The 21,157-nt window shown below is 59.1% G+C and carries 16 protein-coding genes; 7 read left to right on the top strand and 9 right to left on the bottom strand.

Annotation, left to right across the window (positions count from 1 at the left end; genetic code table 11):
- Positions 1–67: 67 nt before the first annotated feature.
- The 4 genes from FBR05_03550 to FBR05_03565 all read right to left on the bottom strand — a co-directional run bounded on the left by FBR05_03550 (position 68) and on the right by FBR05_03565 (position 5,027).
- Complete coding sequence (locus tag FBR05_03550) at positions 68–1,942, bottom strand: hypothetical protein (GenBank protein MDL1871260.1); 1,875 nt, start codon at positions 1,940–1,942, stop codon at positions 68–70.
- A gap of 311 nt (positions 1,943–2,253) precedes the next feature.
- Complete coding sequence (locus FBR05_03555; GenBank protein MDL1871261.1) at positions 2,254–2,814, bottom strand: hypothetical protein; 561 nt, start codon at positions 2,812–2,814, stop codon at positions 2,254–2,256.
- Positions 2,815–2,841: 27 nt separating this feature from the next.
- Positions 2,842–3,504 (bottom strand): hypothetical protein, encoded by a 663-nt coding sequence (locus FBR05_03560; GenBank protein MDL1871262.1) that lies wholly within the window; start codon positions 3,502–3,504, stop codon positions 2,842–2,844.
- 395 nt (positions 3,505–3,899) lie between these two features.
- On the bottom strand, positions 3,900–5,027 hold the full coding sequence (locus tag FBR05_03565; protein ID MDL1871263.1) for a hypothetical protein: 1,128 nt from the start codon (positions 5,025–5,027) through the stop codon (positions 3,900–3,902).
- 351 nt (positions 5,028–5,378) lie between these two features.
- On the opposite strand from FBR05_03565, the gene FBR05_03570 reads away from it, so the two are divergent.
- From FBR05_03570 to FBR05_03585, 4 genes are all read left to right on the top strand, one after another.
- Positions 5,379–6,038 (top strand): hypothetical protein, encoded by a 660-nt coding sequence (locus FBR05_03570; protein MDL1871264.1) that lies wholly within the window; start codon positions 5,379–5,381, stop codon positions 6,036–6,038.
- Between the two features lie 8 nt (positions 6,039–6,046).
- Positions 6,047–7,903 carry a hypothetical protein gene (locus FBR05_03575; GenBank protein MDL1871265.1) on the top strand — a complete coding sequence of 619 codons (1,857 nt, stop codon included), beginning with the start codon at positions 6,047–6,049 and terminating at the stop codon, positions 7,901–7,903.
- Positions 7,904–7,931: 28 nt separating this feature from the next.
- Complete coding sequence (locus FBR05_03580) at positions 7,932–9,836, top strand: hypothetical protein (protein MDL1871266.1); 1,905 nt, start codon at positions 7,932–7,934, stop codon at positions 9,834–9,836.
- A gap of 117 nt (positions 9,837–9,953) precedes the next feature.
- A complete protein-coding gene (locus FBR05_03585) occupies positions 9,954–15,026 on the top strand; it encodes a tetratricopeptide repeat protein (GenBank protein ID MDL1871267.1) in 5,073 nt (1,690 codons plus the stop codon).
- 2 nt (positions 15,027–15,028) lie between these two features.
- Here FBR05_03585 and FBR05_03590 read toward each other — a convergent pair whose 3' ends face one another.
- A complete protein-coding gene (locus tag FBR05_03590) occupies positions 15,029–15,694 on the bottom strand; it encodes a hypothetical protein (GenBank protein ID MDL1871268.1) in 666 nt (221 codons plus the stop codon).
- Positions 15,695–16,323: 629 nt separating this feature from the next.
- On the opposite strand from FBR05_03590, the gene FBR05_03595 reads away from it, so the two are divergent.
- Both FBR05_03595 and FBR05_03600 read left to right on the top strand, forming a co-directional pair.
- Entirely contained in the window at positions 16,324–17,229 is a 906-nt protein-coding gene (locus tag FBR05_03595) for a hypothetical protein (GenBank protein ID MDL1871269.1), read from the top strand.
- Complete coding sequence (locus tag FBR05_03600) at positions 17,226–17,444, top strand: ferredoxin (GenBank protein ID MDL1871270.1); 219 nt, start codon at positions 17,226–17,228, stop codon at positions 17,442–17,444. Before FBR05_03595 ends, FBR05_03600 begins: the two co-directional genes overlap by 4 nt.
- Before the next feature lie 4 nt (positions 17,445–17,448).
- On the opposite strand, the gene FBR05_03605 is transcribed toward FBR05_03600, so the two are convergent.
- The 4 genes from FBR05_03605 to FBR05_03620 form a co-directional block, all read right to left on the bottom strand.
- Positions 17,449–18,447, bottom strand: coding sequence for an agmatine deiminase family protein (locus FBR05_03605; protein MDL1871271.1), 999 nt, complete (start codon positions 18,445–18,447; stop codon positions 17,449–17,451).
- A gap of 35 nt (positions 18,448–18,482) precedes the next feature.
- Complete coding sequence (locus FBR05_03610) at positions 18,483–19,340, bottom strand: carbon-nitrogen hydrolase (protein MDL1871272.1); 858 nt, start codon at positions 19,338–19,340, stop codon at positions 18,483–18,485.
- Between the two features lie 63 nt (positions 19,341–19,403).
- The gene (locus tag FBR05_03615) at positions 19,404–19,928 is read right to left on the bottom strand and encodes a hypothetical protein (GenBank protein ID MDL1871273.1); all 525 of its coding nucleotides are present in this window, start codon (positions 19,926–19,928) and stop codon (positions 19,404–19,406) included.
- A 10-nt stretch (positions 19,929–19,938) separates the two neighbouring features.
- Positions 19,939–20,469 carry a carboxypeptidase regulatory-like domain-containing protein gene (locus FBR05_03620; GenBank protein MDL1871274.1) on the bottom strand — a complete coding sequence of 177 codons (531 nt, stop codon included), beginning with the start codon at positions 20,467–20,469 and terminating at the stop codon, positions 19,939–19,941.
- Between the two features lie 201 nt (positions 20,470–20,670).
- Between FBR05_03620 and FBR05_03625 the strand changes: the two genes are divergently transcribed.
- The coding region (locus FBR05_03625; GenBank protein ID MDL1871275.1) for a hypothetical protein at positions 20,671–21,157 on the top strand (487 nt) is incomplete at its 3' end.

Consider the following 21,157-nt stretch of genomic DNA (forward strand, 5'->3'; position numbering starts at 1 on the left):
CATGGTTTAGTGGATCTTGCGGGGATTATCAACCTTTACCATCTACGACGGAGCCCGGAAAAAAGGGTTAAATTCCCCCCGGCTTGGTCGCGGGCGCCGCAGGCTTGCGGGTCTTCAAGTAGATGTCCCAGACTTTCTTCTGCCGCGACCAGAGATAGCCGCGGTAGCCGCCGTACTCGAGGTCGAGTCGCCCGGCGCGCTTCGATTCGAGGTAGCGGGCGGCGCGGGACTCGGCGGAACGGATATCCGCCTCGGTCAGGGTGGTGGTTCCGTACAGACGGAGGGCCTGTCCGTATTTCGGAAAAAAATCCCGGGGAATCTGCAAGGCCGCCAGACAGAGCAGGACCGAGATCGCGAGGGCGCGGGGAACGCCGGACAGTTTTTCCAAGAGCCAGCCGGCGCCGTAAATCGCGAGCGCGAGGACCCCGAAGAAGAAATACTCGAAGTAGCGGTAGGGATTGGGCAGCAGGTCGAGGAGGGTCGCGGCGCCCATCGCGATTAGCCAGGCCGCGAGCAGGGCCGAGGCCGAGTCGCGAAGCCGGGCGACGCAGGCGACCAGGCCCAACGGGGCCAGCAGGATCGGGACGAGGCCGGAGTTCTTCCAGGACCATTGCCAAAGGTCTTTCAGAGCGAAGCCCTTTCCCTTCATCGTCTTCAGGTACTCCACGCCCTCGGGCGCCAAGGCGGAGAAATTTTTCACGATGTAGTCGAACTCGTAGGTCGGCTCCCAGGGATACTTCGCCAGCAAGGGCCCCAGCCAGGTACCCACCGGGATCGCGAGGCCCAGGCCAAAGACGAGGGCCCCTTTCCAGGCGGGCCCGAGCGGTTGACGGCAACAGGCGCGGCGCAGCAATTCCAGCGGGAGAAAGCAGGCCATGATCGCGCCCATCCGCAGGGCGAAGAAGGGATGCAGCAGGACGCCGGTGCCGAAGACCAGGCCCGCGGCGAAGCAGAGCCCCGCAGAGTTCAATTCGCTCTTCAGCAATATATAGAAAACGGCCGCCGAGAGGCACCAGGCGATCGACCAATACCAAGGAAAGAAGACGATGGGGATGCCGAGCGAGAGCCCGCCGCCGCTGACGAAGAGCGCGGCGAAGGCGCCCAGCGCCCCGACCAACCGGCTCTTCCCCAAATAGGAGAAGAAGCCGTACATGCAGGCGAGGAAGATCGGCACCATCAGGACGGAAAAATAGCGGAACAGGTCGATATAGAGCAGTCCCGGCGTGAGCGTCTTCAAGCCCGCGAGCAGGGCGTGAAAGCCCATCGGGTGGATGTTGAGAATGAAAGTAGTGAAGAAGGGCAGCCCGTCCGGAAAGGGGCCGTCGACCATCGTCCCCAAGGTGTTGATCAGGTGCGGGTAGCCGTCGCCGGAGAGATTGAGGCTGGTGCCGCGGGCGCGCAGCGTCATCTCGAGGAGCAGAACACCGCCCACCGCCAGCAGGCCGTAGGTCGCCAACCGCTCGGGGCGCTCCGGCCGAGGAGTTTGCGCCTCGCGGAGCAGCCGCTCCATCGGGAGCTTTCCGGCCAGCCAGCCCAGCACCAGGTAGGAAACCGCGAGACAAGCCAAGACGCTCCAAGGGCGGTAGCCCAGGTGCAGGGTCTTTTGCAAAAGGGCCGCGAAGACGTGGGCCGTCATGCCGAAGGCAAAGGCCATCAGGAGTCGCCCGCCGCCGAGGGCCTCGCCGAGCCCTGCCGCGGGCCAACGCCGCGCAAAGAAGGCCAGGCCCGGCAATAAGTAGAGGCCGTAGAAGACCGAGGCCAGCTTGACAAGCGTCCACAGGGAGACCTGAAGCAGGTAGCTCTGGTCCGCGCCCTTGCGCAGGACCTCGGGATAGGCGCGCAGGGCCCAAACCGCGAGGGCGAGCGGCAGCAAAAAGGCGAACCAGGCGAGGTCGCGGCGCGGGCCGGGGAGCGGCGCGGGCGCCGGGGCGGCGGTTTCCATGCGCGCCAACATAGCAAGAGCCGCCGGGAATATCCTGGAAAAAATGCCGGGCGTTGGTCTGCGGAACCCGAGGTCGCATGTTCGAATCATGCCGGGCGCCCAATTTTTGCCTATCTAATTAAGAACGGCGAACGTCACGATTTTCAAAAGATAACCGCTAGGTTCGATTCAAACTTTCCAACAGGAGGAAATCGGGATTTGCAGTGAACAATGGCGCCTGCCCGGAGAAGCTCTGGATCTAGACAATGACATCGGCGCTTGCGACGTTCGCCGTTTTCATCAATTCCAGGCATCTTGATTCAGACTCACCTTCATTTGTTTCGACTGGTATTCGGAAGGCTTTTCGGACTCTTCGGCTGACCGGCTTTCTGCTTGATGTTTGCCAACTTTTCCTCGACGGCCACATTGATTTGCCTGGTCAAGTGCTCTCGTGCCTGAGGCGTGGGTGCGCTTGCTTTCTCCTTGAAGCGCTCGCTCAAGTGTTCTGAGATGACCTGACGGGATACCGAGCTCGGGCCGCCCGCACGTTTTCCGCCCTTTTGAACGACGTTTGCGCCCACCGAGGCCTTGCTGCCGCCCCAGGTGACTTCGCTGAATTGCTGGTCATTCAACTTGACATAGGCCTGGCCGCTTTTCTTTAGGCTCTTCTCATACTGGGCGGCCGAATTCGCCTTGACGTAACGAACTTCCGTTCCCACCGCGAAGGCGACGACCTGTTTTGGCCCCATTTGCTTCAGGCCTTCGAGGGCCTCCCGGCTGGTGGCGATAAGATACCCCTTCCCGACAGACGCCAGGGCTTGTTTCTTCGGAGCTTCGTTGGCGTAAGCTCCTTGAGCTTTGCCCGTTTCACCCACTTTATTGCTTTGCATCATGTAACTCCCCCTTATTGAATTGAAAATTTAGCAGTAGCCCTTGAAGAAGGCCAAATTGCCGGACAGTTTGTCCTGCTGATTCCTGGAACGGATCGAAAATTCCCCCTCAGAAGTCGGCCACATAGCCGTTACATTGTCACCCTTGGCGCGAAGTGCGTCAACTCGCCGTTGACGACTCTGGTGATACTGACGCCAGGCCTGCAAAAAATCGCCGTGCTCCGGAAAGGCGGCCTCCACGAAAGCCTGGTGGGAAAGCACGTCGCGCGAAATCTTCTCCAGGACTAGCAGTCGCTTTTCTTCGCCGAGACAGCGGATCTGATGCCGATATTGCTGGTTCAAGAAATCCAGAGCTTCTTGATGTATGTTGAAGAAGGGGTCTTGGCTCGCCAAGGTATTCAGAGCCGAGACCAGCCAATGGGCCTTGCCAAGCAGGGATTTCCTTCGGTCGGCACAGTCGGAATTTTGAGCTTCTGTGGTAAGGCCGAACATGAGAGCCATGGTGCGATCCACCAAGTTATCGATATGACGGCTCTCGGGTGAAAAAGAGAACCCATGGCTTCGCAAGCTCGGAGGCAAAGGGGGTACGACGTCGTTGAATTCAGAAAAGTCCTCTAGAAAAGAAATCTCCGGCATCTGGTCATCCGCCTGATCCAAAAGCTGTTTCAACGCCAATTCGAGATTTTCTTCCATGGTGTTCCCCCCTGCCTCGAGATAAAGCAAGCGGAATGCCAAAATTAAATTTAATAATTTCAATAAGTTAAACAATTCATTTTATTCCCATAAGTTCAAAAATGTAAAAATTTTGTAATAATTTCCTGCGCCGCTTATACATCTCCCTCATCAAGTCAGCAGGTATGCAATATCCTTCGAACGCTCCCATGGCGGACGATTCAGTAATCCCCAAGGTCATGGGTTTTTTTGGCAACGCCGGCCTATTGTGGGCAACCTTCGGCGGTAAAAACATCGCAGGTACTTTTTATGCAGCCCGTGGCTAGCGTCATAACGAGGGTCCCGGGGGTGAAGCCGAGACCCTCGTCACACGTCTCCAAAAAATCACGAAAACAAACCGAACTGATGCAAGCCCCCTAGGAGCGCTTCCGGGAAATTATTTGCCACCCAACTCGACGAACTATCGCCAAGCCGGCGAACGCCAAGAGGAGAATCCGCCAACCCGGAAGGGACGATGACAAAGCCTGACCCGGCGTTAAGGAACATCCCGAACCCGATATTTCCGAAGCCTGTCCCAGCACCGAAGGTGCGGCGGCCGGCATGACCGTCGCGCCCCCCGTCGAAGTCTTTTCTCCACCCGCTTCGTCGGAGCCCGGATTTTCCGCTCCGTTTTGTTTTGAATCGGACAACAGATCGGGATTGTAAACGAAGTGGACCGGCGGATTATCAGCCTGCGCGAGGCCATTGGCCAGTTTGAGCGCGAAAGGCAGGTTGCAAGCACCGAAGACGTTCTGGCCATGGGTATCCGAGGCGTGTTTCCAGGCGTGGTCTCGGATCATATCGTGCGCCTTTTTACTGCAGGAATAGTAGGAATCTTGGAACTTGCAATCGTAAGACAACAAAAACTTGAGATGGCTCTTCATTTCGTCTTTACAAAAGGCCTCCGCATTTGCGCATGCCTGAGTGGGTTGGTCGGTCTTGACCATCGAGGAACAGACCGTATGAGCGAAAGCGCCCATATCATCCTGGCTGATTTGGATATTTCCTTCTTTCCAGATACATTGCTTCAACTGACCGATGCTATTGCTGCCCGCCACAAATTGATGCAAATCTTTCTGCAAAGCCAACAAATGCTCATAGGTGCATAGGATCTTGCTGTTGGCGTGGATGCAGGTCGATCCAATAGCCTTGTCGTACCATCCTCCGACCTGCTCCTTGCAATCGGCGACTTCGGCCGCGCATTCCACCGAGGAAGGAACGTTACACTGAAAATTGACCGTCTTTTCCCTCCAATTGGGGGTCATCTCGTAGGTTGATACGCCGGTGGCAACGGGTGGAGCCGCGGATGTCGGTTGCTCTTCCGGTGCATTGGCCGCCGGATCTGCATATTGGGCGCTTCCGGCGCCCTCTTTGGTGCCGCAACTAATACCCAGGGTGATGGCGCCCAACAGTGTTTCCGCATCCGTTTTACAATCGGCGCGGCTGACGCTGCTGAGCATTGAGATTCCAAACAAAAGGCTAAAAGCCCATACGATTTTTTTCACACGTCCTCCATTTCGATGGCCCCTGCGGGGCCGTTTTTAAATTCCAAAAGGGCCCGTCTGGCCCTGGCGGACTTAAAAGCAAGAGGAATGCCAAAAAAATTAACCAATGAATTTCAGTTAGTTACAAAGATAAGGGCGCAATCCAAGACGAAGAGGGTAATTATTTTGTAATAAATGAACTGCGTTAAGGTTAGAAAATTAACTTTTCTCAATTCCGCGGTCGCCCCAATTTCTCGGCAATTTTAATATGTCCAGGAAATCTCGCTCGTTTTATCCCCGCCACCGATATGGCATGCCCTTTGCTTTTCTTTCACTCAAGCGGTGAATGAAATCGCCCAAAGGAGTCAAAGCATGCCAGTCAGCGCCGTTCCCTTCGAATTCTTCGCTTACCGTGGGTATGAATGGGATGAAAAGACCCATATCCTTCAATCCCGCCCCGGCCTCGGGCCGAATGACTACGGCGGTTTTGAACTCGGGCTCTGTCGTGCCGAGTCCGCGATGGGCGCTCGCCTGCGGGTGGCGAGCGAAGAATCCGGCGCCGACCAATTCCAACCGGAGCAGATCCGTAACCTCCAACGCCTTCTGGGGCTGGCGCCTGCCTCCAGCGTCCTCATCCTCGATCGCGAATCCCGGGAACCCGGACGCATCTGCATCCAATCCGGCGATCCTCAGTGGTCCAAATCCATGTACCGCCGGGTGAGGGCGGGCTGCGAGGAGGCCCTGGGCAAGGAGGATCCTCGCAACGAAACCCGATGCGCCACGCTGGAGCAGACGCTCAAGGCCGCGGCACGGGAGCAGTCGCCTTGGGAACGATTCGTCGAGACGTTGCCGGTCGGCACCGGATTCTTCGTGCCCGGCGCGGTGGCCGGCGGGCTGGTGATGCTGGGGAAAACATTATGGACGCGTTTCGCCGCGCCGGCTCCCCTGATCGTCGTCCTGCCGAACTGCGAGTCCTCGCCCGACTGGAAGCGTTTGCCCGGCATCTGCGCCGGCGGTTCCGATTCGATTTAGGAGGTATCATGACCATTTCCTTGCTTAAGAAAAACGGAGAGTTTTTCCCGCGGGTCGAGCTTCGAGAAGCTCCCTCGACTCCGATGGTGACCGATCATCCGGCGGAAGCCGGACCCACCCATCCCCCTTCCGGCGCCCTCGGCCCACAGGCCTTTCGCCAACCGGCAGTGTTCCGCATGGATCCGCGACTCCGACGCGATTTCGGGATAGCGGGCTCTGGCGGCGCCGCCATCTTGGCCGCGGGCGCCGTCGCAATGGCGATCCGGCGCGAGGATATTGCAGAAATCATGCGCCGCTTGATCTTGTCCCAAGATTCCCAAGAGAAGAAGGCCCTGCTCGATGGACTCTTCGAAGAGGTCCCGAGAGATCCCTACTTTTTCCGCCCCTTGTTGCTCCTGGCCCAGGTAGGAGACCCGGCGGAATCCGCCCTCGTCGATCGGCTCATGAAGCTAGACCTCGACGCGTGGAAGCCTTTGGCGGTCGAGGATGCGGAGGTGCTTTGGGCCTTGGCGGTCTTAGGCGAGAGCCTCCGGCACGAGGGGGCGCGCCAGATCCTGCGGGAGCTGGATTTGACGGCTTATCGCGGCCGGGCTCAGGCGGATTTCGGCGAAATGCTCTCGATCGCACCGGAGCTGTTTCTCATGGCCGAGTTGGGAAACCCCCAGGCTTGGTGGCTATTGGGCGAGGCGGACGTGACTGCCCTGGTGTCGGTGCTCGCGGGCTATCGCCGCGACCAGTACGACCTGTCTGACGCCCGTCTGGCGCTGGAAGCGTTGGTTTATGTGGCCCGGAGCGGAGGCAAGAACAGTTATGCCGCCATCGAGGCCTTGAGACGCGAATATATTCGGGAAGAATGGATCGCCAACCGGGAGGCCGTGGCGGAGGTGCTGGGACCTCTGCTGGAAATCGGCAACGAATCCGCCCGCGAGATCGCCGCCGGGCTCGATCTCCAAACCCTCCGCAAGCTGCCCACTCGCCACGGCGACCCCATGATGGCCGAGATTTCCCTCTACGAAGCGATCGCCGTCGCTTTCGAGTACTCCCGATGCTCTCAATCCTTGGACCTTCTGGTGAAGGCGGCCGAGGACGACGATTCGGATGCCATGGTCGTTCTCCTGCTGCTGAGATGGCTAGGAGTTGCGGAGGGCGATCTGCGCATGTCCGCCTTGGATCCCTGGCCCTTCAAGGAGGAAGCTAAGAAGCAAAATCTAATCGAGTGGGCGGCCGCGATGCTTGACGGCACTCTCTTATCCTACCATCGCTCCTTGCAGTTCTTGGAGGAGCGGGTCCGAGCCCAGCCCGGAATCGACTCTCTCCCATCCAAAGACCCCGAGGAAATCGCCGCTGGAATCCTGAAAGCCTGGCGTCAAGAGCCGCACCGCGACTTTTACTTGAGGCAGGAAGGCAAGCCGATGAGCCTGGAACTGATCCCTTCCTTGTATATCGAAGATTATGTCGAGCGCAGCCTCGAGCTATGGGCCCAAGGCAAGAGGCTGATCCACAATGGGCCCGTCGAGCGGAGACCGGTGGAAGTCGTTCTCGAAAAGGATCGAGCGCGGGAAATCGAGCAGATCCACATAGAAATGACGCTGGTATTGGACGAGGCCTTCCTCTCGCTTCCACCCGAACAGCGCCAAATTGTCGCCGAGGACGCCCATGCCGCCTGGCGGGCGCTTTCGCCTTCGGATCGGGAACCTTACAAGCGCGAACTCCCCGAGAAAGGGCCGGATGCGCTGCCCCCGCCCACCTTCCTGCTCGCCTTTCATCGAAGCAACTCGGCCCTGTTCCGGCCTTGGAGCAAGGCGGAGCTGGGTGAAGAAGCCGAACAGGACGCGAACAAGAAGGGACCCAAGTCCTTTCATTGAAAGACCTTAGATCCAAAGGAGCATGACGATGACCATTGCGATACTCAAGAAAAGCGGAGAATTCTTCCCGCCGGCCGTTCTGAGGGATTTCCCCCCGATCGCGGTCGATAAACCCAGGGAAGGACATGCACTATCGCCTCTCACCGGCGCGACCCCGCTGGGCGACGGAGGCTTTCGCCAACCCGCCGTGTTCCGGCTGGATCCGAAGGTTCGGAAGGACTCGGGGCCCGGAATCTCGCTGGGTTCTGCCGCCATATTGGCTGGGGGCGCCGTCGCGATGGCGATCCGGTGGGAAGATATCGACAAGCTCTTGGACACCTTGTGTTCCTCGATCAGCAGGGCGGAAAAGAGATCCATTATAGATCGGCTCATCGAGGAGGCCCGGCAAAATCCCCTTGTCGTTCCCGCCATGCTCCAGCGAATCGCCGATCCGAAAATGCCGAGCGAGGAAATCCTCCAGGGCCTCGCAAGGCTCGACCTAGGCGCTTGGGAAGATCTCGCGAAGCAGAACCATTTGGTCCTCACGATATTATTCGCGATGCACGAGGTGGTGCAGCACGAAGGCGCGCGGGCGATGCTGCAAAGACTTGATCTTCAGGAAATCCGAAATGATGTTCTGGAGCATGAGTTCGGACTTTTCTTGCACGCCGACGATCTGATGGTCCTGGCCGAGCTGGGCAATTCGCAAGCCTGGTCCATCCTAGGCGAAGTGGACATTCGTGTCTTGCAATCCGCCATCCGGCACTATCGCCAAGGCGAGGCGGATTTCGAAGATAATGCGCGTCTGGCCATCCTCACGATGACTTACGTCGCGAGGAGCGGCGGCAAGAACGGCTATGCCGCCATCGAGGCCTTGAGAAACGAGACCATCGGAGCGGACTTGATTTGGGACCGCGAAGCGGTTTTGGAGGTCCTCGGACCACTGCTGGCGCTGGAAAATCCCTCGGCTCAAGAGCTTGCCCGAAGCCTTGACCTGGAAGCGCTCCAGAAATTGCCCTCGCGCAACAAGCCCAGCAACATCCGCCGCGTCGCGCTCTACGACGCGATTGGAGCCGTTCTGGAGCATTCTCAATGCAAACGTTCCTTGGGTCAATTGGTCCAAGCGGTCGAGGCTGGGGATCCGGAGGCCTTTCGCGTCCTGGATATGCTAGCTAGAAAAGGTTACAAACCCGCGCAGGATTACCTGAACACCTCCGTCTCGCTCGCCATTGACAATCGGAAGATGGGACGAAAGCCAAATGAAGCACTGATCAACCTCACTCTAGCCATCTTGGGTCAGGGAAGCCGAAGCCTGAATGCTTCCTTCCGCGCCTTGCGCACCCAGGTCCTGGAACACCCCGGCATCAAAGCGATCGGTTCGATCACCGTAGCCCATGAGGTTTCGATCGGCATCTGGAAGGCGTGGAGAGACGAGCCGCTCCGCGACATTTATCTTCGGCTGGAAACGAAGCCGATGAGCTCGGAGCTGATCCCCTCGTCCTACATCGAAGCCTACGTCGAGCATAGCCTCGAGCGGAACGCCAAGGGCTTGGACCTGGTCCATGAAGGCATCCTGCCGCCGGAGGACTGGAAGGGCTGGGAGCTGACAGAGGATCTAGCGCCCAAGCCCAGCCCAGAGGAGCTTGAGTCCTTTGACTTGCGCAATCGGATCAGTCTGGGAATGGCCATGAATTGGGGGACGGCATTCACGGAATTACCACCCGATCAGAAAAGGGTCCTGGCGTCGGAGATCGCCGCCTCGTGGCTTGAGCTTTCGCCTTCGGATCGCCAGGCCTTCGCGGAACAATCCCCGGGAGAACTCTTTCCCTCGGCATTTCTCCGCAGTTTTGAAGCATCCAACTCCGCACTGTTCCGGCCCTGGAGCGATGCGGAGCTCGGGAATGACCTGGGAAAAGATCCGAAGCGTGGGGGCGGCCCCAAAGGAATACATTAGCGGGCCAATGAAGAAATCTCAAGAATTTCTATATATTTAAGACAATTCTGGAATGTGAAAATTTTGTAAATTCTAACTTTATCCGTGAGCTGAAATAAGGCAAGATTTTGTCAGCTCATGATAATTTCGGCTCCCATCGCGGCCCGCTTTCGGATCGAAAGGCTTCTTGGCCAAGGCAGCTTGGGGAAAGTCTTTCTGGCCCGCCAACAGGACAAGCCCATTGCTCTCAAGGTCCTGCGCGAAGATCTGCCTCCCGCTACCCTCGAATTTTTGCGGGAGGAAGCCCGGGTACTTTCGCAACTGTCCCATCCCAATTTGGTCAAGATCCTGGATTTCTTTCAGGGCGACGCAGGCGCAGGGACCCCCGCCTGCATCGCCATGGAGTTCTTGGACGGCGAGACGCTCGACCGCTTGCCTGAGGAATGCCCGATAGAGCAGTGGGAGGATATCATTCTCCAAACCTGCCAGGGCCTGGATTACCTTCACCACCGCAACATCCTGCACCACGATCTCAAACCTTCCAATCTCCTGCTAACCCGCTCCGGCCAGATCAAGATCCTGGATTTCAGTCTCGCGACGCCATCCGGGCTTGGTCGGCGGACTGCGGCGATCAGGGGCACGCTACCCTTCCTTCCGCCCGAGATCTTCTCGGGTCTTTACGACGAGCGCAGCGATCTCTTCGCCTTGGGGGTTGTCTTCTACAAGCTTTTGAGCGGAAAATTTCCCTACTCCGAAATTCTCCGCCCCGAGCGCCTGGGCCAGATTGGCAGTCCTCCGTCTCCCCGCCTCTCCCGACCTCTTATTCCCGAGTACCTCGAAGCCCTACTCCTCAAACTCTTGAACCTGGACCCCCGTCATCGTCCCGGGTCGGTGCGCACCGTGCTGCGCTACCTGCGCAATCACCGGGAGGAATTGGAGGCGCAGCCGGCCGAGCGCCAGGATCTGCCGATCGAGAAGCTTCCTCTGATCGGCCGGCAGCGCGAATGGGAGGCCTTGCAAGATCACCTGAGCGGCGGCTCGAGAATGGTCTTGCTCAACGGTCCCACCGGCGTCGGCCGCAGCCGCTTGCTGGAAGAGCTGCGCTGGAAACATCTCTTGCAGGGAGATTTTTTTCGCCAGCAGGGCCCGCCCTCGGAAACGGGGTGGCTGGAGTTTCCGGAGGGCGAGGCGATACCGGGCGATGCCTATGCCAAGGCGGAGGCCTACGCCATTTGGGTTCAAGGTCGGAAAGGAATCCTCGCCTATACCGAGCTGCACCGGTGGAATTCGTTGGAGTTGGCGGATCTCGAGGTTTTCCTCAAGGTCCTGTCGAGGCGGCATGGCGACTTGGGGATCGTCCTGGAATGGGACTCCGACCACATGCGGAAGGAAGCGCTATTCCGGAAGTCTCCGGAACTGCTTCGGGACGCCCGCGAGATCCGCCTCAATGACTTGGACGAAACCGCCACCTTGAGTCTGCTGACTGAATTTGCCGCAGGTACGGAGATCGCTCCCGAGCAGCTCGCAGACATCGCACGCATTTCGGGCGGCCGTCCTTTGTTGGCGCTGGAAAATCTCAAGGCTTTCCTCGCGGATCGCGCAGAATCTGATGTCCACAAAATCCATTGGGCGATTCCCAAGAGCTTGGAAGAAGCTTCTTTTCGCCGATATCAAGGACTGGGAGAAGCCGCCAAACGGCTCCTTTCCTTCATCGTCCTGGCCCCGCGGGACCCCGAGAGGCACGAGATCGAAGAATGCTGGGATGGTGAGGTTTCGGAGCTGGATGCGGCTCTCGCGGAACTGGACCGCAAGGAATGGCTGCGGTCCCGCAGTCCCTTGCAACCCAAGCTTTCGCTTCGTTACCCCAGTCTACGAGCCGGTCTTTCCAAATTCTTCGAGAGCCAGGCCGGCACAGCCGTGCTGCGCACCTGGGCGGAATACTTTGCGCGAGCCTGGCGGGCGACGACACGAGAGGAAGATTTGTTCCATCTCCTAACCTGCGCACAAGAGGGCGGCTTCCAGGACCTCCTGATCGGATACGCCTTCGAGGCGATTCCCCGCTTGGAGCGCCGAAACTTGTATGACCGCGCCATCGCCCTGACCGAGGTTCTTTGCCGATTGCCGGACGGCGCGGTCGACCCAGTCTTGCTCCACGCCCACCGCGCCAATCTATTTTATCGTCTCGACCGCTTCGAGGACAGCCTTCGGGCCTACGAGCAATGGTTCAGCGTGCGCGTGGACGACGAGTCCAAACTGCAGCTGACCAAATACCTTTTCTATACCGGCCTCGTAAATTACAGCTGGGGCCATTCCGAGAATGCCATAACGGTTCTCGAGCGATGTTTGAAGGCCGGCGATGCATCCCGATTTCCGAAGCTTCTGCCCTATCAGGCCCGGGCTTATCTGCTCTTGGCGAGGCTGGCTCAAAAAGTCCGGGCTTATTCCCTGGCACAGGAACACCTGGACCGCGCTCGGAAACTGCCTTTGGAAGATGCGGAGATCCTCGGCGAAATCGAGCAAGTCTCGGGCGAGATCTGCCTTCGCGAGCTCCGTTACGACGAAGCCCTGTCGCGCCTGGAGGCTTGCCAGGCGCATTATCAAGCGACAGGACGCCCGCAACTGATAGCGCTGGGGCATGGTGGCAAGGCCGCGATCTTGCAAGAGCGCGGACGCCTGCGGGAAGCTCTCAAGGAAATCGAAAGCGCCATTTCGCAGGCCGAGGCCTCGGGCTACCGGACGCAACGCGCCCGATATCTCGGCAATCGTGCCCTGTTGCTTTCCGAGCTGGGCCGATATGCCGAGGCTCGTGAGACCATGCAGCAATCGCTGGCGGTCTTGCAGGTCCTTGGCAACCCCACCGAGCAAGCGATCGCCAAAATTCAGTGGATGCAAATTCAGTTGGATTGCGGCAAGACCCAAAACCTACAAAATGCCTTCGGGGAGCTCAGCGAAGACCTCGAAGCCTTGGATGCCCTTAACCTGGTCGACTCGCTTTTGCAGTTGCGGGGAGAGGCGGCTCTTCAATACCGCGACTATGGCCTGGCCAAGAATATCTTCGAAAGGCTGCTGGATCGGGACAGACGCTTGGACGTACGGGCTCGGCGGATCGCCCTATGGGGTAAGTGGCGAGCACAGTTTCTGGCGGGCTGGCCCGATGTCCAATTTCATGAGGCCGAGGCTGATTTCGCAAAGGGCACCGTCTCGCCTCAGGATGAGGCCATCCGTGATCTGTCGAGATTCCTATCGTCGGATCCAAGGGCCCTCTCTCGGGAAATGGCGCTGCAGGTTTTTTCCTCGCTTGAGGGAATCGAAAGTGTCGGATTTCGCCTGACTTGCCACTATTTGCTGAAAGTATTTTTTGATCGTCACGGCCTGGAGGGGCTGTCGGCACAGACTCAGACATTGGAAGACTCGCTATGGCGGGCCTTGTCGGCCAACCAACCGGAGGAAATCAAGATGGACATCGAGAACAAGCGCAGTTTGTTCGATCTCAATGAGGACCTAAAAAAACCGCTGCAGCGGGCTGCTCAAAAAGAGGCCGTCGGAGTAAAGTCTGCCTCCTTGCCTCCTCCAGTCGATCGACAGGCGGCTCGGATCAGCGAGGAGCGTTTCCGCCAGTTTTGCGAAATCACCAACCGGGTCGCGCAGAAGGAAGTTCTGACGGAGATTTTGGAGCTCCTTATGGATTCCTCACTGCTTCTCACCGGCGCCGAACGCGGCTTCGTCATATTAGAAAATCCCAAGTCCAAGGACGGCAAGTTTCCGGGTTTCGAGGTCGCCATGGCGCGGCACCTCAGCCGCCAAGTCCTGGCCGAGGAGGAATTCAAGCTCTCACTGACCTTGGTCAAAAAGGCGATCCAAGGCGGCTCCCCCGTGCTGAGCCGCGATGCCCAGGCGGAAGACGAGTTCCACAAGCTTAAATCGGTTCACCTCTATCAGCTTCGCTCTGTCCTGGTCGTGCCCCTGGAGATCGCAGGGCGGGTCTTTGGCGCACTTTACCTAGACCACCGATACAAGACGGACTGCTTCGGGACGGAAGACTTGTTGCTGATCAAAGGGTTCGCAACGCAGGCGGGCCTCGCGATCCAGCGCGCGCAGATGATGGAAGCGTTGAAGAAGAGGCAGCAAAGACTCGAGAATCAAGTGTCTGAGCAGGCTCAGACCATCGAAAGCCTGCACGTAGAGATCAAGGAAGCTCGCAGCCATCTCAAGTACGAGTACCAAGACATCGTCGGCAATTCCCCGGCCATCATGCAGGTCTTCCGGATGATGGAGCACGTTACGAAGACCAAGATTCCCGTCTGGATTTGGGGAGAGTCCGGTACGGGGAAGGAATTATTCGCCCGTTCCCTGCACTTCAACAGCCCCTGGAAATCAGGTCCTTTCGTCTCGGAGAACTGCAGCTCGATTCCGGAGAACTTGTTGGAAAGCGAGCTTTTCGGTCATAAGAAGGGCGCCTTCACCCATGCCGACCGTGACCGCGTCGGGCTCTTCGAGCAGGCCGACCACGGCACCCTGTTCTTGGACGAAGTTGCCGATATGCCGCTGCCCATGCAAATAAAGCTGCTCAGGGTCCTCCAGGAGGGCGAAATCCGGCCTCTTGGCTCGAACAAGAAGGTTAAGGTTGACGTGAGACTGGTAACGGCCTCGAACAAAGATTTGGCGCAATTGGTGCGCGAGGGGAAATTCCGCGAAGACCTGTTCTACCGCATCAACGGGCTTACGCTGCGTCTCCCCCCCCTGAGGGAGCGCCGGGAGGACATTCCCGACTTGGTGCAGCACCTGATTCAGAGGGTCGCGAAACGCTTCTTCCTCAAGCCCTGCAAGGTGACCAAAGAGGCCTTCCACATGCTGATGAAACATGACTGGCCCGGCAATGTACGGCAGCTCGAGGGCATTGTGCGCAACGCGATGATGTTCGCCGATGGCGAGGCCATTACGCCGGCGATCCTCAAGATGACGGAATTGGCCGTGCCATCCTCTAGTCCCGCCCAGCCCGCTGCAGGCCCGCTTTCGGGCCGCAGGAAGGGCGATGAATCTGAAAGTGAGCGCGCCCAGTTGATCGAGGCGCTTCGGAGGCACAGCATGGACAAGAACAAGGTCGCACAGGAGCTGGGCATAACACTCAAGAGCGTTTATGTTCGCATGGAGCGGCACGGCATCCCGAAAAAAAATTCGCTACTCATGAAATTTTTGACGGAGGCGAGTTGAACTCAGGGCGCCGCTTCGGGCATATGCACAAGGTTGGCCTTGGAGCGATTGGAATCCGCCTTGTCGGCGTCGTTCCCGGGGTTTGACAAGGGTAAGTCCATGGGTTTGACCTCGAGCACCACCAAGTGCGAATTTGGAAGATCGCATTTTGGGTCGGCGCAGGGCTGGGTCTTGCCCCACTGTTCGGAAGGGACGGTGGCGGCTTCGGCACTCAGGTAAAAGACTAAGGTGGCGGAGGTTGAGCCCAATACCTCCTGGGCGGCAATGAAGGGGACATTGATTTCCAACTCCACAGCAGCGGTTCCTGGGGAATCACCCTTGGGTTGGACAACTACATCCGTGTAATTGAGGGTCCGAAAATCGATCGCCCTTAGCACATGGCCGGCGAAGTCGGGCGCCGCGGCGATAATTTTGGACACCTCGCCAGAGATGAAAAGGGTGCCCTCATTGGTTTTTTGGAAATCACCGTAGATGCTGAGCCGGTATTTGGCCTGCTTACCGGGATCGAAATGAGTGCCGGGGGCCCCGCTTTCTTGGATAGGGGCGGCTAAATTCCCGGCGGGGGGGACGGCGACGGGACCTCCACCCACGGGACCGCTCAGCCCTCCCGAACAGGCGAAAAGTTGCAGCAAACAGGCCCAAGCAAGATAAATATCCTTATTTTTCAAGTACCTACGCGTAATTCCCCTCGTGAAATCCATGGACGACCACTTAAGCTATTTTCGGAATAGAACTCTCAAAAGGTTCGTTTTTTGCGATTTTTCAGAACTCTACCCTTTTGAAGGTCAGTTTCAGCTGATTGGAGGCGAATTTCAACTGCGATGAGTGGCTCATCGGGAAAAGTGAAATAATTATTCATTTTTCTTATTCGACACTCGTGGCGCGGGGTAAATCGACCTTCTTTTGGTTGGAGCAATCGGAACTTCCGATTTTGGTTAAGCAGATAACAACTCTTTGTGTCTCCTGGCAAAAGAATCTGGGGTTTCATAGCCCAAGCTAGAGATGGGGCGCTCGCGAGTGGCGTTGCCTTTGTCTACGCCTTCGATCGTTATTCCGCAGCCGCCGGTTATCAACAGGCTCCCCCGCTCAAGCCATCTCGCTACGCCTCCAATCCATCTAGGCGATACGCAAATGCGCTCCCGCCTTTATCTATTGATTTGTTATCCATGCAGCGCGATCGGGCATGTTAAAAGTTCCATGTTGAGATTCAAGCCGAATTAAGCGAAATGTCCTCCGGTTGGCAAATCGTTGATATATCGACGACCAAATATAAACCGCCCGACTCGAGGAACCCGACGTGGACCTTCGCAAGCTCAAAGCGCTTTGGCTTCCCTTCGCGCTCTTCGCGTTGCTTGGCCTCGCCTGCCTGGGCGTCGAGGGTTGGAACCGCTATTTCCGCCAAATCGCCTCGCCTTTCCTGGCCCCCGGCCTTGGCTTCCTGGTTCTCAGTCTCTTCTTCCTGGTCCGGAGGCGAAGTGCCTACTTCGCCCTCTCCCTGCTCACCCTAAGCTACCTCGCCGCCTCGCTGACCCTGGGCCTCTGGGGCGACTTTCGCCGCCCCGCGGTGGCGCAGTGCTACCGCGAGTGGGCCTTCGACACGGCGACCGGACGGCTGCGCCTGCAGATCCCCCTGGGCCGTTCCGCTCCCAACCAAGGCGCCTACATCGCCTGCAGCTTCAGCCTGCGCGGCTGGTGGGACTACCTCGACGACCAACCCAACCTCTGCACGGCCTTCGACGATCGGCTTCGGGTGGTGATGTTCCTCAACGACCAGGAAGTCGACAACGGGGTCTTGCGCGAATTTCAGATCAACCAGTTCGGCCTCCAATCCAAGAGCCTGCTGGGCGAGCCGCTGGACCGCGGCGCCCTGCGCATCGCGCTGCTGCGGGAGCCGGGACGCTTCCGCCCCGAGTTCCGCCTGAAGGCGATCTATCAGGTCTACGAACGCGAGCTGGAGGAAGGCCAGACCCGCGTCATCGAGAGCTTCACCCGCGACGGCCAGGGCAACCTGAAAAGCTTCACGGAGAGCTCGGCGCTGAATTTGACGAACAAAGATCTCTACGCGGTGTATAATGCCCAGGGCGTCCTGACCGAGATCCCGCGGCTGAACACGCGGACCTTCGTCTTTCCCGCGCGGATCGACGTCTCGGGCGTCGCGAAATACCAGATTCCACCGCTGCTCTATCCGGGGGTGAAGCTATGATCCAGATTACGATCGACCGCGAGGCCTGCATCGGCGCCTCGGCCTGCGTGGCCGCGGCGGGCAAGACCTTCGCGCTGGACGCGGAGGGGAAATCGACCGTCGTCAATGCCCAAGGGGATTTGGAGGAAGACATCCGCGCCGCCGCAGCCGCCTGTCCGACCGGCGCGATTCAACTGCAAGAGTCTCCCTTATCCGAAACGAAAATCGAGCGATAACATCTCAGGCCGGCTGCTGCTGCGTGACGCAGTGGATGGCCCCCATCCCCCAGACCAAGTCGCGGCAGTCGATGCCGACCACCTTGCGGTCCGGAAAGAGGCCCTGCAGGGTCGCCAAGGCGCGGGCGTCGTTGGCGTGGGCGTAGACCGGCACCAGGACAACGCCGTTGGCGATGTAGAAGTTGGCGTAAGAGGCCGGCAGCGGACCCTCGTCGGATTCGACCCGGCCCGGCATCGGAAGCGTAACGATCCGGAAGGGCCGGCCTTCGACGTCGCTCATCGCGCGCAGGCGCAGCAGGTTGTCCTGCAGCGGCTGGTAATTGGCGTCCGCCGGATCCTCTTCCACCGCCGTCACGATCGTGTCGGCGGCGACGAAGCGCGTGATGTCGTCGACGTGGCCGTCGGTGTCGTCGCCCTCGATGCCGTCGCCCAGCCACAGCACCTTCGACACGCCCAAAAAGTCTTGCAGATATTTTTCGATCGCCGCGCGACTCAGGTGCGGATTGCGGTTGGGGTTGAGCAGGCACTGTTCGGTCGTCAAGACGCAGCCCGCGCCGTTGACCTCGATCGAGCCGCCCTCCATCACGATCCCCGGCTCGAACATCGGCAGGTTGATCAAATGCGAGACCCGCTGCGGGATGCCGTCGTCCCGCATCAGGGTCTCGTACTTGCCCCCCCAGGCGTTGAAGATCCACCGGTTGTAGGCCAGGCCGCGCGGTCCTTTGAGGAAATTGGGGCCGTAGTCGCGGATCCAGGAATCGACGGTGGGGATACGGTGGATGAGCAGGTGCTCGCCGCGAATGACGCGGCCAGCCAGCTTCCCGCGGACTTGCGCCTCGGCCTCGGCGTCGTTGACCAGCAGGTGGACCTTCTCCCGGGGCGTCAGGGCCTCGATCATCCGCGCGAAGGCCTCCTGCGCCTGCGGGACGCGGTCGGGCCAGGTGATCGGGTCCTTGGGCCAGGACAGCCAGGTCGCCTCGTGGGGTTCCCACTCGGCGGGCATGCGGTAGCCCAGCTCTCGCGGTGTGGCGGCGGGGCTCAGAGGCTGTACTCCTCGGTGCGGCGGCAGGTAAGGAAGGGCCAATCTTTGCGCACCTCCGCGAGGGTCTTCAAGTCGACGGGGACGATCAGGTTTTCCTCGCGGTCGTGCGAGGCGCGTTTCAAGACCCGGCCCAATGGGTCGGCCACGAAGGAGCCGCCCCAAAAGTTGAGATGGTCCTCGCGGCCCGTGCGGTTGGTGGCCGCGACGAAGACGGTGTTGGAGATGGCGTGGCCGCGCTGGACGGTCTCCCAGGCCTGGTATTCGGCCTTGCCCAGCTCCTCCTGCCCCACCACCTGCCAGCCGATCGCGGTGGGATAGAAGAGGATCTCGGCCCCCTGCAGGGCCAGCGAGCGGGCGCCCTCCGGGAACCACTGGTCCCAACAGACTTGCACGCCGATCTTGGCGAATTTCGTCGCGAAGGGCTTGATGCCCAGGTTGCCTGGCTTGAAGTAAAACAGCTCGGAATAGTAATTGCGCGGGTCGTCGGGGATGTGGACCTTGCGGTATTTCCCCAAAAAGCTCCCGTCGGCGTCGAGGACGCAGGCGGTATTGTAGTAGTCCTGGCCGTCGCGCTCGAAGAGCGAGGCGACGATCGCCACGCCCAGCTCCTTGGCGAGCTTGCCCAAGAGCTCGCTGGTTGGGCCGGGCACCGGCTCGGCCAAGTCGAAGAATTTTGGGTCGTTGGTCTGGCAGAAATAGAGCGAAGGAAACAGCTCCTGCAAGCAGACGATCTGGGCGCCGTCGCGGGCCGCCTGCCGCGCCTTCTCGACCGCCTTTTCGACGTTACGGCGCGGCTCTTCGACGCAGCTCATTTGGATCAGGCCCAGGACCACCTCGGGCGAAGGTTCGGACATAGGGACTCCTTCGAAACGGATGAAACCTCGAGATAGGAAATGGCGGGGAAAAATGCAAGCCCGCTAGAACTTGGCCTCGATCTCGCGGGTCGTATTGGTGACGATCCAGACATTGTTGGAAGTGACCGAGGAGTCCCCGAAGCGGATGCGGACGTCGTAGTAGCCCGTGGGCAAAACCTTGACCTGCTTGGCGGGAAACTTCGCGACCAAGCTCTGCGTGCCGGTCTTGTAGACCTCGACGGTGCTGCCTTCCGGCGAGATCACCTTGAGATTGCCGTAGCCCGGCACGATCACCTCGGTGCGCTCGGTGCCGCCGACCTTGACTTGCTGCTCGTAGAGGTAGTCCTGCATCTTGACGCTGACCGAGTAGTCTCCGATCGGGACCTTGATCTCCTTCTCGGATTCGAGGCTCTGTTTCTTGCCGCCCTCGACGGCGGTGAGCGTGATCTGGTCGGAGCCGGGCTGCGGCGTCTTGACGTAGATCATCCCGAACTTACGTTCGGAAATCGGCGCGACCGGGTCGAGCGCGAAGGCCGGCGTGGCGGCCAGCAGCAAGGCGGCGAAAATCCATTGAGAAAGATATTTCATGACTTCCCCTTCACTGCTTGGTGACATCTAGGACACGGGTCGTGTTGGTCACCACCCAGACGTTGTTCTTCACGGCCGGCAACATGCCGGGGACCTCCACTCTCACGTTGTAGTGCCCGCGCGGCAGGATCTTGGTGTCGGCCGCCGGGAAGGTCGCCACGACCTGCCCGGTCTTGTCGCTCGTAACGGTGACCTTGTCGGTGGCGTTCGGCGAGTTCACCTTCAGGCTGCCGTAGCCCGGTACGACGAGGAAGCTCGTCTCGGTCGGCGCGACGTGGAAATTTTGGTGATAGGAGTAGTCCTGCATCTTCACGTGCAACTCGTAGTCCCCGACGGGAACGGAGATGGTCTGTCCGGGCTTCGGATTCCAAGAGCCGCGATTCTTCAAGTTAGTGATGGTGACAAGGTTGTCCGGTTGCGGCGTGTGGACCACCACTCGGCCTTCGCCGCGCTCGGAGCGGGGCGCCAGCGGGTCCAAGCCCCAGGCCGGGACGCTGAACAATAACATCGCGATGAGGACGAAAATACGGGAGCGCTTCACAAGGACCTCCTTATTTGAGTACCGAGCCGGATTTGTCGAAATTGTAAGAGAAGCCATGGTAAATGCCCAAGAATTTTTCCGCCGCACCCCCCATGCCGAGGTTTAGACGTACCGGCGCCCGCTTTGGTTTACGCATTTCTAGGCTAAGGGAATAAATTATTGATTTAATTGAAAATTTTGCGATAATTCCCCGAGGTTTTTATGTCCGATCCAGTCGTCTGTTTCTACCATGCCAATTGCACCGACGGCGCGGCCGCCGCCGCGGTGGTCAAACGCAAATATCCCGAGGCCGAGCTCTACCCCATGAACCACGGCGACCCGATCCAGGCCGAGGTCCGGGGCAAGAAGGTCTTCATCGTCGATTTCAGCTTCCCCCCCGAGATCCTCGAAAAATTGAAAGCCGAGGCCGCGGAGGTGTGCTGGTACGACCACCACAAGACCGCGCTCCCGATCCGCGACCGCATCGGTTGGGGGGTCCTCGACTTGGGCGAATCCGGCGCCTCTCTCACCTGGCGGCAGGAATACCCCGGGGAGCCGCTCCCCAAGATTTTGGCCTATGTCAAGGACAAGGACCTCTGGGAGTGGAAGCTGCCCGACTCGCGCGCGGTCAGCATGGATCTGCGCAACACGGTCGACATCCTCGACCCCGCCTCCGAAACCTGGCGGCGGCTGATCGACGACCTGGACG

Source organism: Deltaproteobacteria bacterium PRO3, assembly GCA_030263375.1.
Lineage (GTDB): Bacteria > UBA10199 > UBA10199 > DSSB01 > DSSB01 > DSSB01.

Coding starts and splice junctions, on each gene's coding strand:
- FBR05_03550 (MDL1871260.1), bottom strand. CDS start 1,942: ATGGAAACCGCCGCCCCGGCGCCCGCGCCGCTCCCCGGCCCGCGCCGC.
- FBR05_03555 (MDL1871261.1), bottom strand. CDS start 2,814: ATGATGCAAAGCAATAAAGTGGGTGAAACGGGCAAAGCTCAAGGAGCT.
- FBR05_03560 (MDL1871262.1), bottom strand. CDS start 3,504: ATGGAAGAAAATCTCGAATTGGCGTTGAAACAGCTTTTGGATCAGGCG.
- FBR05_03570 (MDL1871264.1), top strand. CDS start 5,379: ATGCCAGTCAGCGCCGTTCCCTTCGAATTCTTCGCTTACCGTGGGTAT.
- FBR05_03575 (MDL1871265.1), top strand. CDS start 6,047: ATGACCATTTCCTTGCTTAAGAAAAACGGAGAGTTTTTCCCGCGGGTC.
- FBR05_03580 (MDL1871266.1), top strand. CDS start 7,932: ATGACCATTGCGATACTCAAGAAAAGCGGAGAATTCTTCCCGCCGGCC.
- FBR05_03585 (MDL1871267.1), top strand. CDS start 9,954: ATGATAATTTCGGCTCCCATCGCGGCCCGCTTTCGGATCGAAAGGCTT.
- FBR05_03600 (MDL1871270.1), top strand. CDS start 17,226: ATGATCCAGATTACGATCGACCGCGAGGCCTGCATCGGCGCCTCGGCC.
- FBR05_03605 (MDL1871271.1), bottom strand. CDS start 18,447: ATGCCCGCCGAGTGGGAACCCCACGAGGCGACCTGGCTGTCCTGGCCC.
- FBR05_03610 (MDL1871272.1), bottom strand. CDS start 19,340: ATGTCCGAACCTTCGCCCGAGGTGGTCCTGGGCCTGATCCAAATGAGC.
- FBR05_03615 (MDL1871273.1), bottom strand. CDS start 19,928: ATGAAATATCTTTCTCAATGGATTTTCGCCGCCTTGCTGCTGGCCGCC.